The following is a 13,683-nucleotide window of genomic DNA, read 5'->3' as shown; positions in this document are numbered from 1 at the left end:
CCCTTGCAGGGGGGCCCTTCTCGCCCTTCTTTGAAACGCGAATTGGTATTAGTCCATCACGAAGAACATCACAGGGAGAACAGACCATGTCCGAGGAACATTTTCTTCCGCCTCGTGCGGGGAAGGGGGTTCTGTCCCGCGCGAGGGTGAACGCGATTTTAGAGGCCGCAAAGGAGCGAGGGGGACAGTGGATCTACGTGGGGGCTCCGGGCGGATTCGGAAAGAGCCTTGCCGTCTCGCAGTGGCTTGCCCCGCAGCGCAACAAGCACGCCTGGATCACGCTGGACCCCTACGACAACAACGAGGGCCGCTTCGTCCGCAAGCTCCTTGGAGGTCTTGCCTTCGCCCAGAGGGCGAACCGAAGGCTGGCCCATACCGTGGAGCGGGTGCGGCCCCCCTTCCTGGAGTGCCTCTTCGACGCCCTGGACCTGCTCCTCCCCAACGAAAAAAAGTACGTCCTGGTCCTGGACGACCTTCACCACCTGCGGGACGGGGCGGTGCTGAGGGCGCTCCCCCTGTTCCGAAAACGCCTCCCCTCCGCTTTCACCGTCTGCCTCCTGAGCCGGGACGAGCCCCCGGATGTCTTCCTGGACGCCATCCTGAAGGGCGACATGACCGTCCTGGACGCCCGCGACCTGGCCTTCGACGAGGAGGAATTGCGAAGGCTCCTGAGTCGAAACGGCCTCTCCGCCAGTCAGGCCCCCGACCTCCTGAGGAGGACTGCGGGCTGGCCCATAGCGGTGAGGGCCCTTTTGATGGGGCGCGAAACGCCGGAAGAAGCGGAGAAAAAAAGGAAAATGTCCCCCGACGAGGTCCTGCATGGGGAAGAGCTGCTGCGCCGCTACCTGGACGTCCACGTCTGGAGCGGCTGGGGCGATCGGGTTCAGGACTTCCTGATGCAGGCCTCCCTGCCCGCCCTGCTGGACGGGCGGTTGTGCCGCCGCCTGACGGGACGGCAGGACAGTGCTGAAATCCTCGAATCCCTGTCCCGGAACCTGGCCTTCGTCTCCCGTCTGGGGGACGGGCGTTATCGTCTGCACGACCTCTTTCGGGACTTTCTGAGGGAGAAGCTTGCCGAAAGTCCCCGCGCTGGTGAAGTTCACGCTCTGGAAAAAAAGGTGGCCGACGCGCTCTTTGAGGAGGAGGACTATTACGCTGCTGCTGCGCACTACATCCGCTGCTCCGATTCCAGGGGACTGTCCGACTGCTGTGCGGCCTTTCGGCGAATCGCCGCCTCCAGTTCGATCGAGGATCGCATCGCGTTCTTCAAGGAATACGTGATCGGGGGACGCGAGGAGCTGCGCAAGGACCTCTTTGAGGGGAACCTTCCCATAATGGCTCAATGCGCGTTCGTGTACTACGTGGAGGGGGACGCCCGGCAGTTCCTCCGGCTTATGGATAAGATTGAACGAGAGCTGAAAGGCCGAAGCCCAAAGGACGATTCCTGCAAGAAAGTGGACGAGGACGCGCTTCAGTTTTTCTGGGTGCTTCGGGCCCTGGACTTCCGGAGGCCTCTCGACCGCTATACGGACGAGTTCCTGGCGGGGCGAAAGGACCTGGAGCCTCTCCTGGCCGGCGGACGGCTCCGGGTGGGGACCTTCACCGCGGCCATGCCCATGCTGCATCGGTCCTTGATGGACCAGTCGGACCTGGCTCGGGGCCGCAGCCTCTACGCCCAGGCCGAAAGGAGGCGGAAGGCCTTTACCTCCTTTTTGGGAAATGAGCACCTGGTCATACTGGAGTGCCATCTTGCGGGGATCCTCTACGAGAGCGGCCGCCTCCCCGAGGCCTGTTTCCGGGCCCTGAAGGCCCAGGAGATGATGGAGACGACGCCCTGTAGGGCGGAGGTGCGTTTCTCCGCGGACCTGATCCTGTCGGCCATCCTGAGGGGGATGGGACGGAGGGACGAGGCCACCAGGATCGAGGCGGAGACGGAGCGGCGCATCGAGAGGGAAGGCCTCCTGCCCCTGCGTCCCAGCCTTCGGACCTGGCGCTATGCCTCCCGCATCGCCGGCGGAGACGGGACAGCGGCGCGGGAGTGGCTGGATACCTACGCCCCCCCCCTCGCCGACCGCCTGCCCCTGTACCGGATGCACCAGCACTTCGTCACGGTCCGGGCGCTGCTTGCCGTCCGTGAGGATGCCCTGGCCGTCCTCTTTGGCGAGAAGCTGCTGAAGCTGGGGATGGATTTTCGGCGCCAACTGGACGTTATCGAAGCCTCTCTGCTGCTCTCGATCGCCCACAGGAACCTGGGAAACCGCAAAAAAAGCCTCTTTTACATAGAACGGGCGCTCAAGATCGCGGCGCTCTGCAATTTCTCAAGGCTCTTCATCGACGACGCGCCCGCCCTCGCCCCGATCCTCGACGCCCTGCTTCGGGCCTTCAAAACGCGAAAGGCGCTCTGGATCGACTTTGCGGTCCGGGTCCGGGCTGCCATGGCGGGGACCGATACGGCGTCTCCGCCTCCGTCAAAAGCGGAGGCGGAGACGGTTCCCCTCCTGAACGGCAGGCAGGTTCGGATTCTGGAGCTTCTCGAAAGGAACGCCAGCTACGGGGAGATCGCGAAGGACCTGGGGATTGCCCACAGCACGGCAAAATACCACGTCCTCAGGCTTTACCGCGCCTTGGGCGCCTCAAGCGCCGCCGAGGCCCTCGCCCGCGCCGGCTGCAGCAGGCCGCAGCGAGAGGACGGCCTTGCCTGAGCCCCACAGGGCGGGGCCATCCCCGGGTCAGGCGACGGGCGCCTCAGGGCAGATCGCCGGACCGGGCGCCGGGGCTTGCCAGCAGGATGACGCGCTCGCCCGAAGCCACAAGGTTGTACTGCTCGCGGGCCAGGTGCTCGATCCCCTCCCTCGTCTTGTAGAAGGACACCTTCTCCTCATAGTTCCTGACGTTTTCCTTCTTCCGCTGAAGGAGATCCTCCCGCTCGTCGATCGCGCTCCGGATCTGTTCGATCCGGCTCACCTCAAAGGCGTAGTGCGTCACCATGATCAGCGCCAGGAGGCCGAGGAACGCGATCAGGGCGATCCGCCTCAGCGGGGGCATCGCCATGGCGCTACATCCGCTCCGGAGCGCTGACCCCAAGCAGGCCCAGACAGGTGGCGAGGACGATTCGCACCGCCTCCGCCAGGCGCAGGCGGCCGCGCTCAACCTCCGTGCTCTCCCCCAGGATGCGGTTCGTGTTGTAGAAGGAGTGGAAAGCCCCCGCCAGGTTCAGCGCGTAGGCCGTCACCACATGGGGCGCCAGGTCCGCTGAGGCCCCGGCCATCTCCACCGGGAAGGTCGCCAGCGTCTCAGCCAGAGCCCGCGCTTCCCTGTTGTCGAACAACAGGTCGGGAAGGGGCGTCCCATCCCGGCGCAGCGCCGCCACGTCGCCGCCGCGCCCCTCCCACTCCCGAAGGAGGCTCGATATGCGGGCATGGGCGTACTGGAGGTAGTAGACGGGGTTGTCGCTGCTCTGCTTCTTCGCCAGGTCCAGGTCGAAGTCCAGCTGGCTGTCGCTGCGCCGCATGAGGAAGAAGAAGCGCGTCGCGTCCACCCCGACCTCGTCCAGGACCGACCTGAGCGTGACGAACTCCCCGGCGCGCGTCGACATGCTCACGATCTTTCCGTCGCGCTTCAGGGCCACCAGCTGGATCAGGAGGGCCTTGAAGTCGTCGGGGGCCCTGCCCATCGCCTCGACGGCCGCCTTCATGCGCGGGACGTAGCCGTGGTGGTCCGCGCCCCACACGTCGATGACCCGGTCGAACCCCCGGCGCACGAACTTGTCGTGGTGGTAGGCGACGTCGGAGGCGAAGTACGTCGGGACGCCGTTGCTTCGGATCAGGACCCGGTCCTTGTCGTCCGCAAAGGCCGTTGACTTGAACCACAGGGCGCCATTCGACTCGAAGGCGTACCCGCGCTTCTTCAGGTCCTCCATGGCGTGGCTCACCAGGTCCCGCTCGTAGAGCGACGCCTCGGAGAACCAGCTGTCGAACAGGACCCCAAAGCGCTCCAGGTCCTCTCGTATCCCCTCGAGGATGTGGTCCGCCGCATACCTTTCGAACCAGGGAAGGCTCTCCGCGAGGGGAGTCGCGAGGAAGCGATCCCCCTCCTCCTTCCGGATCCGCTCCGCCAGGTCCAGCAGGTAGTCGCCCTTGTAGCCGTCCTCCGGCAACGGGGCGAGCTCCGACCTGCCGCAGACCTCGAAGTAACGGGCCTGCGTGGACCTCCCCAGCGTCTCGATCTGCAGACCGGCGTCGTTGAGGTAATACTCTCGTTCCACGTTCCAGCCCGTGAAGCTCAGGATTCGCGCCACGGCGTCGCCGACGGCCGCGCCGCGGCCGTGGCCGATGTGCAGCGGCCCCGTCGGGTTGGCGCTGACGAACTCCACCTGGACCCTGCGCCCCTGCCCCAGGTCCACTGCCCCGTAGCGCTCCCCCTGCTGCAGGACCTGAGACGCGGCTTCGGCGAACCACCTGTGGGAGAGGAAGAGGTTGATGAACCCCGGCCCCGCGACCTCCACCCTGTCGAGCAGGTCCTGGCACCCCTCCTGCAGGGAGCCGGCGATCCGGGCCGCAATGTCGCGCGGAGGCATCGAGAAGGCCCGCGCCAGCTGCATGGCGACGTTGCTGGCCCGGTCCCCCTGGTCTGCGCGCCTGGGGCGTTCGAGCTCAAAGGACAGAGCCTCGGGCAGCTCCTTTCCGCACGCCTCGGCCGTCCTCAGGGCTGCGGAGTGCAGGGCCCGCACCAGCGCAGCCTCCACTGCGTTCAACCTGGAAAAATTCTCGTCCATTTCTCATCGTTCCTCCCAAAGTTCAGCGCTTCAACTGCACTGGAATATGCCTCTCCGCAAAGGCCTGCCACAGGGCCACGCAACGCTGGAGCAGCGCCAGATCGCCCTCCGCCACCCTGAGCGTATCGACCTCGCACCGAGCCGAGCCCACCACCCGATGACGCCATGCCTTGCAGCTGTCGCTGTAGTTGACCCTGTCCGGCGTCCGCTTCGTCTCCCCCTCGTCGAGGATGCGCTCCGCGCTGCGGGGCAGACCGATCGTCCACCGCTGCTCCAGGACGAAGGGAAAGCGCAGCTCGATGGGAGTGGACTGCCCCTTCAGAGCGCTGAAGGCCTTCGGCAGAAAGGCCGGCGGCATCGCCAAGAGGCCCGGTCCTCCGATCGAGGCCACGCCGGGCTTTTTCTTCAGGGCAAAGGAGAGCTCCAGCCCCTCCCTGCTCCGTCGGCACTGGACGTCCTCGTAATGGCGCAGGTCGGGGAAGAGCTCCAGCAGGGCAGCACGCACCTCGGCCTCCGCAGGGGACCGCTCTCGCAGCAGGAAGGGAATCCAGGCCCCTCGAAGGAGCAGGCGCACGACGCCGGTCAACCTCCCCTGCTCGTCCATCTTGAGCTCCATGGCGGCGAACAGGCGGTTCGCCGCCGCCCTGGAGGCGGGCACCTCCTTACTCGACAGGGTGCCGTTGGCGGAGAGGCCAAAGACCCGCTCCCCCTGAAGGAGCGCGGAAGGCCCTCCGTCGAAGGGGGCGCTCATGTCGTAGAAGACGCTGTCCCGCGTCCGCTGCTTTCCATGAAACGCAGGGACCTCCAGCAGGGCGTCCTGCAGGAGCTCAGGGGACAGAGGGGGCTCCTCCGCAGGCTCTATGGGAAGGCGCCAGCTCATGGGCGCGTCCACCCCTTCCTGAGCCAGCCAGGCCCTGGCCAAAAGCAGTTTTTCGTTCCGGGTCCAGGGCGCCGCGCCGGGGACCTCCCGCCGGGCCCCATCGGGCAGGTGAAGCTCCGGCTGGAGGAAGAGCCAGTTGAGGAGGCTCTTCACGCCCTCCTCCGCAGAGCTGTGAAAGCCCGCCCTCGCGGCGTCCGGCGCGGTGGGGAGCTCGGTGCCGACGGCCGAACGCATCAACCGGATCAGGCCCGCCCTCTCCCGCCTCATGCTGAAGGCCAGCCCCGACCTCCGGGAGCGAATCAGCCCCTTCGGCTCGAAGGGCGCGGTGTTGATGACGCGCCAGCTGTAGACGGACCCCTGGGGGGCCCGTCGGACCTCCGGCTCCAGCTCCTGAGGAAAGGCTCGAAAGACGATGGACTGGGATGGGGGGAGGTGTACCTCCACGTTGGACTCCCAGACGGGAAGGGCCTCCTGCAGCCAGACGAGGTCCTCAAAGGCCAGGGCATCGGGCGTCACATCCCGCCAGGCGACCGCCAGGACGAAGGGCTCCGGCAGGTCCCGGAAGCTCACGGTCTGGAGCCCGCCCTCGGCGACCGGCGCCACGTCCCGCAGCTTCTCTCCCGTGTCGAAGGAGTAGACGCAGGCCTGCAGGACCTCCGCCCGTCCTCCCGCGGGGTCCGGGATTCGCCAGGTCAGCCAGCGGTCGTCCAGGTCCCTGCGGCCCAGGATGACCCACAGGTGCGTCCGCTCCATCCCTCCCTTGTCGCCCCGTCTGAAGACCTCCCGGCGCAGCCAGACGATCCCCTGGGCGTCGGGGTAGGTGGTGAAGTCCGGGTTGAGCTGGCGCATGCGCGCGACGCTGTACTCCGGCACCTCCTCCCCGCCCTGAGCGGCAGCGGGCAGAGCCAGGGCGGCCGTCAGCAAAAGCCACGCCACCAGGAGCCGGCACAGCCTCGTCCCGACCCCGCCGCAGGGGTGGGACCGCGTTCCGGCCGCGTCCTCATCGAAGCGCATCCCTAGAGCCCCTTCCCGCAGCAATGCTTGTACTTCTTCCCGCTCCCGCAGGGGCACGGGTCGTTTCGCCCGATCTTCGTCCCCCGGCGCACGGGCTGACGCTTCCCGCCCCCCGGCTGGGGCAGCGGGTCCTCTCCCCTGCCCTCCGGGCCGAAGCCCGGAAGCTGAAAATCCCGGCTCTCGGAGACGCGTCGCTCCCTGGATGGCCCCTCGGCGGAGACGACCTGCACGCGGAAGATCTGTTCCGCGATGGCCTCCTTGACCCGCTCCATCATCTCCTGGAACAGGTTGAAGGACTCGAACTGATACTCGATCAGGGGGTCCTTCTGGCCGATGGCCCGGAGCCCGATCCCCCGGCGCAGCTCGTCCATGGCCAGCAGGTGATCGCGCCAGGCGTTGTCCAGCGTGTTCAGCAGGACGTACCTCACCAGCCCCTCCGCTACCTCCGGCGGCAGGGTCGCCATCTTTCGGTCGTAGCGGGACTCGACCTCCTTCAGGACCTCCTCGCGCACCAGCTCCAGCCCGGCGCGGCTGTCCACCCGGGCCACCTCGTCTCCGCTCCCCGCCCCGAAGAGGGCGCGGAAGCGCGCCTCGGCCCTCGCCGGGTCCGCCTCCCCCTCCTCCGGGAAGTAGCGGTCCAGGATCGAGGAGGCGACACCGTGGACCACGTCCCGACCGTAGGCGACAACGTCCTCGTCCGTCAGGATCATGTGCCGCTCGTGGTAGACCGCTTCCCGCTGCTGGTTCATCACGTTGTCGTAGGCCAGGAGCTGCTTTCGGATGTCGAAGTGCATCTCCTCGACCTTGTGCTGCGACGACTCGATGATCCTCGAGAGCATCCCCGACTCGATGGCCTCTCCGTCCGTCATCCCCAGCTTCCCCATCAGGCCCTGAATGCGCTCGGAGCCGAAGAGGCGCAGCAGGTTGTCCTCAAGGGAGAGGTAGAAGCGGCTGCTGCCCGGGTCGCCCTGGCGGCCGGACCGTCCGCGCAGCTGGTTGTCGATGCGGCGGGACTCGTGCCGCTCCGTCCCCACGATCGCCAGGCCGCCCAGCGCCGCCACCTTTTCGTGCTCCTCGCGGCAGGCGGCGGAGAAGTCCACAAGGAAGGCGTCGTAGGCCTCCTTGATCCTGGCGAATATCCCGCGCAGCCGCCCGACGATCTCCGCGCCCTCGGCCGCATTGACGCGCTGCTCCTTCAGGTAGTTCGCCGCCAGGTTCTCCGTGTCCAGGTTGGAATAGCGCACGAAGTACTCGTAGACGCTCTCCTCGTCCAGCCCGCTCCCGCCCCAGTCGACCTCGGGGCGGGTGGCCAGGAGCTTCTCCCGGGCCAGAAACTCCGGGTTCCCCCCCAGCATGATGTCCGTGCCGCGGCCCGCCATGTTCGTGGCGACGGTCACGGCTCCTTCGTGTCCCGCCTGGGCCACGATGTGGGCCTCCTTCTCGTGGTGCTTCGCGTTCAGCACCTGGTGGGGCACGTGGCGGGCCTTCAGCAGCTTGCTGACCCGCTCCGAATTCTCGATGGAGGTGGTCCCCACCAAGACAGGCTGTCCGCGCTTGTGGCACTCCTCCACGTCGTCCGCGACGGCGTTGAACTTCTCCACCATCGTGCCGTAGATCACGTCGGGGTTGTCCTTTCGGATCATCGGACGGTGGGTGGGGATCGTCACCACCTGCAGGCCGTAGATCTCCTTGAACTCCTCGGCCTCCGTAGCGGCCGTTCCCGTCATGCCCGCGAGCTTTCTGTACATGCGGAAGTAGTTCTGAAGGGTGATCGTGGCAAGCGTCTGGCTTTCGCGCCCCACCTTGACGCGCTCCTTCGCCTCGATGGCCTGATGGAGCCCGTCTGAGTAGCGGCGCCCCACCATGAGGCGCCCCGTGAACTCGTCCACGATCACGATCTCCCCGTCCTTCACCACGTAATCCACGTCGCGGGTAAAGAGGCGGTGTGCCTTCAGCGCCTGCACGATACGGTGCGCCAGGTCGGAATGTGCCGCGTCGGAGAAGAGCCCCGGCAGCTTCAGGGCGTCCTCGCAGCGCTGGATACCCGCCTCCGTGACGGCGATGCTGCGCTCCTTCTCGTCCTTTTCGTAGTCGGCCCCTTCCTTGAGCTGGCGGGCCACGCCGTCCGCCTTCACGTAGAGATCGACGTTGTCGTCCGAGGGGCCTGAGATGATGAGGGGAGTCCGAGCCTCGTCGATGAGGATGGAGTCCACCTCGTCCACGATGCAGTAGGCGTGCGGGCGCTGCACCATCTGGTCCGCGCGCATCACCATGTTGTCGCGCAGGTAATCGAAGCCGAACTCGCTGTTCGTGCCGTAGGTTATGTCCGCCCTGTAGGCCTCGTAGCGCTCTTCGGCCGGCATGTAGGGATAGATCACCCCCACGGAGAGCCCCAGGAAATTGTAGATGGGGGCCATCCAGGCGGCGTCGCGCCGGGCCAGATAGTCGTTCACGGTCACGAGGTGGACGCCCTCCCCCTTCAGGGCGTTGAGGACGACGGCCAGGGTCGCCACCAGGGTCTTGCCCTCACCGGTCTTCATCTCGGCGATGTGCCCGTCGTGCAGGGCCATGCCGCCGATCAGCTGGACATCGTAATGACGCAGGCCAATCGTCCTCCAGGACACCTCGCGGGCCAGCGCGAAGACCTCCGGCAGGAGCTCGTTCAGGTCCGCGCCCTCCCGCGCCAGCCCGCGCAGCTCCGCTCCACGGGTCCGCAGCTCCTCGACGCTCCTGGCCTCCATCGCGTCCGACAGAGCGTTGACGTCCTCAACCTGCGTCCCGTACTTCCGGAGGGCGCGGTCGTTGGGGTCCAGCCCCAGCATCTTCCTTAAACTCTTCCACAGCATTCAGGCAGTCACCTCAAAATGATGATAATGTCAAAAAAATGCAGAAGTGCGGGGCCCCCTGGGGCTCCCGCGCACCGGCAGCTTTCCCTCCTGCCATTATAGCCCACGGGACGCCGCTGCGCCCCGGCTACAGGGAGCGCCAGTTCTTGAAGCCCTGCCCCAGCACCTCTGAGGCGTCGCAGATGGAGACGAAAGCGTGGGGGTCCTTCTCCTTGAGGAAGCGCTTGAGGTTCGCCACCTGGCGCGGCCCCAGGAGGGAGAGGAGCACCGGGCGGGGCTCGCCCGTGTAGACGCCCCGACCGTCGAGGCGGGTCACGCCCCGGCCCGTCGCCGTGATGAAGCGGCTGACCTCGTCCGGGATGCTGGTGATGATGAGCGCCTGCTTGCGCTTGTCGAAGTTCCGGGTCATGTTGTCCAGCATCACCCCGCAGATGTACACGCTCACCACGCCGTAGACCACCGGCTCAAGCCCCACCACGCCCAGGGAGAGCGCCAGGATGACGACGTTGTAGATGATGGAGAACCGGCCCACCTCGAGGTCGTAGCGGCGGCGCAGGACCGCGGCCGCGATGTCGAAGCCCCCGCTGGAGCCCCCCACGTTGAACATGGCCCCCATGCTGACGCCCTTCAGGAAGCCCGAGATCACCGCCGCCATGAACTTGTCCTCCGTGATCAAGAACGGAAAGCGCGAGAAGACCGCGAGGAAGCCGGAGAACACGACGACGGAAAAGACCGTCAGAGCCAGAAAGTGCAGGCTCAGGTCCCTGCGTCCCCAATAGATCAGCATCAGGTTGACGCCGACGATCATCCAGTTGGGGGAGATACCGAAAAGGTAGTTCGTCAGCACGGCGATGCCGGGCACCCCGATGTCCGGAAAGCGATAGGGCAGCGTGCAGTACGCCACCGCGAAAGCGTAGACGACGTTCGCCAAGACCAGGACCACAAGGGCCCGCCATTCCCTGGCGCACAGATTCCGCAGGGAGCTCAGAGTTTCCTTCGCCATTTCCATTCTTTTCCCTCGTATTCTCAGCGTATTTTTATGAAGTGCCGGGCTAAGCCGGGCGCCGGCAATCGGCCTCGAAGGCCTCCGGCAGGAGCCGGACCTCCGCGATCATCAGTGCCCCTCCCTCAAGCCTTGGCTGTACGACGTCCGTTTCGATCCACGTGAGGCTCACGTCGTTCACGCCACCGGGGTTCACCACCCGGACCTCGTCCCCCACGACCCCCAGGAGGCGCCCCGCAATGGCGCTCGCCGCAGAACCCGTCCCGCAGGAGAGGGTGACGTCCTCCACGCCCCGTTCGTAGGTGACGACGTCGAGCGTCCCGGAGTCTTCCGACGAGAGGAGGGCGAAGTTCACGTTAGCCCCCACCGGGAAGAGGTCCTGCCGGCTGCGGAGCGCGCGTCCCAGCACAGCGTACTCGGCGATCGAGCGTCGGCGTTCCCGCTCAAAGATCACCGCGTGGGGCACGCCCACCACAAGGAAGGCGTAGGTAAAGTCACAGCCTTCCACGGAGGCGTGGGCCTTCAGCACCGCCGACCCTGTGCTGACCGGAGCCAGGTCCAGGGCGACGCGGTTTCCCCTGACGACCGCATGGACGTCGCCTCCCCGCGTTTCAAAGGTCATCTCCCGTCCCACAATCCCCCGGTCGAAGGCGAAGCGCGCCGCGCAGCGGGCGCCGTTGCCGCACATCTCCCCCTCGGAGCCGTCCCGATTGAACAGGCGCATCCGAAACGCTGCGCGCTCCGAGGGTTCCAGCGCAAGGAGCCCATCTGCCCCCACGGACTCCCTGCGACGGCAGACGGCCCGCGCCGCACGAGCGAGGGCCGAAGCGTCCATCGCCAGCGACAGGTTGTCCACGACGAGAAAGTCGTTCCCGTTTCCGTTCATCTTCAGGCAATCAATCATTATTAGCTCCCTCCGAGCCGACGGCCGCAGGACGCCTGGCAAGCCCTGAGGATGCGTCGTCTTTTGCGGAAACTCCCCCTTTCGGAGCTCCTCAAATGCGGTATAATAAATCAGTTGGACCTCTTTGCCAACGTCGCTTATCAAGTAATTTATCATAGCAGGCCCGCGGAAGAAAGTGCTGAGTAAAACTACACGACACGGCCCTTCCGCCAGGAGGACGCCCAGCCGCCTGCCGGTCGCGATTCAGGAGGGAACATGGACAACAGAACGCAGGGGATGCAGAGCGCCATCAACGACTACAACGCCAACAAGATCAAGGTCCTTGAGGGGTTGGAGGCGGTGCGCAAGCGTCCGGGGATGTACATTGGCGATACGGGGCCCAGGGGGCTTCATCACCTGGTCAACGAGGTGGTCGACAACTCCATTGACGAGGCGATGGCCGGCTTCTGCACCCGAATCGACGTGACCATCCACAAGGACGAGAGCGTTACCGTCCAGGACGACGGCCGCGGGATCCCGACGGACCCGCACCCCTCGAACGGACGGCCGACCTGCGAGGTCGTGCTGACGCGCCTGCACGCCGGCGGTAAGTTTGAGCAGGGCGCCTACTCGGTGTCCGGGGGCCTTCACGGCGTGGGCGTTTCCGCTGTCAACGCCCTCTCGGAGTGGTTCGAGGTCACCATCGCGCGAAACGGCATGGAGCGCACCCAGCGCTTTGAGCGCGGCGTGCCCGTCACGGACCTCTCGGAGGGCGTGCCGGTCGACTGGCAGGGCACGAGGATTCACTACCTCCCCGACAAGGAGATCTTCGAGGACGTCCACCACTCCCTGGAGACCCTCAAGAGCCGCTTCATGGAACTGGCCTTCCTGAACGCCGGGGTCCGCATCTTCGTCACCGACGAGCGCAGCAGCGAGAGCCGGGAGTATCACTTCGAGGGGGGCGTCAGCGCCTTCGTTCAGTACCTGAACCGAGACAGGACGACGCTCTTCGCTCCCCCGGTCGTCATATCGGGCGAGAGGAACGACATCAAGGTGGACATGGCCCTTCAGTACAACGACGAGTATCAGGAACGCATCCTCACCTACGCGAACCTGATCCACACGGTGGAGGGCGGAACGCACCTCATGGGCCTGCGCCAGGCGCTGACGCGAGCCCTCAACGAGGCGGCGCGCAGCGGAAAGCTCTTGAACGACAAGGAAGACAACCTCACGGGCGACGACCTGAAGGAGGGGCTGACCTGCGTCCTCTCCGTCAAGCTCGTGGAGCCTCAGTTCGAGGGACAGACCAAGACGAAGCTCGGCAACAGCGACGTGCGCGGCGCGGTGGACTCCGTCGTCTACGAGGGGCTCCTCTCCGTCATCGAGGAGCGACCCGACATCGTCCGCCCCATCGTGGACAAGGCGCTTCGGGCCCGCAGGGCGCGAGAGGCGGCCAAGAAGGCCAAGGAGCTGGTGCGCAAGGGCGCCATGACCGGGATGAACCTTCCGGGCAAGCTGGCGGACTGCTCCTCCAAGACGCCGGAGAACTCGGAGATCTACATCGTCGAGGGGGACAGCGCCGGCGGCAGCGCCAAACAGGCGCGCGACCGCACCTTTCAGGCGATCCTGCCGCTGCGGGGCAAGATATTGAACGTCGAAAAGGCGCAGGAACACAAGATGCTTCAGAACCGCGAGATCCAGACGATCATCACGGCGCTGGGGTGCGGCATTGGCACGGAGTTCAACGCGACTCGGCTCCGCTACCACAAGATCATCATCATGACCGACGCCGACGTGGACGGCGCGCACATCAGCACGCTGCTCCTGACCTTCTTCTATCGCCACATGCCGGAGCTCCTGACGGAGGGGTACATCTACCTCGCCCAACCGCCGCTCTACCGCGTGCAGAGGGGCAAGCAGGTCCACTACTGCTACACGGAGAAGGAGCTGCGCCAGCATGTGGACGGCGCGCCGGACCCCGACAAGGTGGGCGTGCAGCGCTACAAGGGACTCGGTGAGATGAATCCGGAGCAGCTTTGGATGACGACGATGGACCCCGCCAACCGCATCCTGAAGAAGGTGGAGCTGGACGACGACCTCCTGGCGGACGAGTACTTCGACATCCTGATGGGCGAGAGGGTGGAACCGCGCCGGGAGTTCATCACCACCAACGCTAACTCGGCCAAGAACGTGGATCTCTACGCCGGTTGACGCGCGAGGGTTTCACCTTAAGAGAAAAAGTGACGCGCTCCGGCGGATTCTTCCGCCGAGGCGCGTCACTTT

Annotated in this window: 8 protein-coding genes; 2 read left to right on the top strand and 6 right to left on the bottom strand. The window is 65.9% G+C overall.

Annotated features, from left to right (window positions below; translation table 11 throughout):
* Positions 1-86: 86 nt before the first annotated feature.
* The gene (locus SY1_RS07430) at positions 87-2,702 is read left to right on the top strand and encodes a winged helix-turn-helix domain-containing protein (protein WP_015556651.1); all 2,616 of its coding nucleotides are present in this window, start codon (positions 87-89) and stop codon (positions 2,700-2,702) included.
* 43 nt (positions 2,703-2,745) lie between these two features.
* Here SY1_RS07430 and SY1_RS07425 read toward each other — a convergent pair whose 3' ends face one another.
* The 6 genes from SY1_RS07425 to dapF all read right to left on the bottom strand — a co-directional run bounded on the left by SY1_RS07425 (position 2,746) and on the right by dapF (position 11,421).
* Positions 2,746-3,045 carry an FtsB family cell division protein gene (locus tag SY1_RS07425; protein WP_208873292.1) on the bottom strand — a complete coding sequence of 100 codons (300 nt, stop codon included), beginning with the start codon at positions 3,043-3,045 and terminating at the stop codon, positions 2,746-2,748.
* Between the two features lie 10 nt (positions 3,046-3,055).
* The gene (gene argS, locus SY1_RS07420; protein ID WP_015556649.1) at positions 3,056-4,774 is read right to left on the bottom strand and encodes an arginine--tRNA ligase; all 1,719 of its coding nucleotides are present in this window, start codon (positions 4,772-4,774) and stop codon (positions 3,056-3,058) included.
* Between the two features lie 22 nt (positions 4,775-4,796).
* The gene (locus tag SY1_RS07415; RefSeq protein ID WP_015556648.1) at positions 4,797-6,668 is read right to left on the bottom strand and encodes a hypothetical protein; all 1,872 of its coding nucleotides are present in this window, start codon (positions 6,666-6,668) and stop codon (positions 4,797-4,799) included.
* Positions 6,669-6,670: 2 nt separating this feature from the next.
* Positions 6,671-9,514 (bottom strand): preprotein translocase subunit SecA, encoded by a 2,844-nt coding sequence (gene secA, locus SY1_RS07410; RefSeq protein WP_208873290.1) that lies wholly within the window; start codon positions 9,512-9,514, stop codon positions 6,671-6,673.
* A 127-nt stretch (positions 9,515-9,641) separates the two neighbouring features.
* Positions 9,642-10,523 (bottom strand): YitT family protein, encoded by an 882-nt coding sequence (locus SY1_RS07405; RefSeq protein WP_208873288.1) that lies wholly within the window; start codon positions 10,521-10,523, stop codon positions 9,642-9,644.
* Positions 10,524-10,566: 43 nt separating this feature from the next.
* Entirely contained in the window at positions 10,567-11,421 is an 855-nt protein-coding gene (gene dapF / locus SY1_RS07400) for a diaminopimelate epimerase (RefSeq protein WP_015556645.1), read from the bottom strand.
* A 255-nt stretch (positions 11,422-11,676) separates the two neighbouring features.
* Between dapF and gyrB the strand changes: the two genes are divergently transcribed.
* Positions 11,677-13,611, top strand: coding sequence for a DNA topoisomerase (ATP-hydrolyzing) subunit B (gene gyrB / locus SY1_RS07395; protein WP_015556644.1), 1,935 nt, complete (start codon positions 11,677-11,679; stop codon positions 13,609-13,611).
* Positions 13,612-13,683 lie beyond the last annotated feature (72 nt).

It is taken from the genome of Fretibacterium fastidiosum (assembly GCF_000210715.1).
Lineage (GTDB): Bacteria > Synergistota > Synergistia > Synergistales > Aminobacteriaceae > Fretibacterium > Fretibacterium fastidiosum.
The sequence above is the reverse complement of the archived record's forward strand: the minus strand, read 5'-3'. Positions and strand labels throughout refer to the sequence as shown.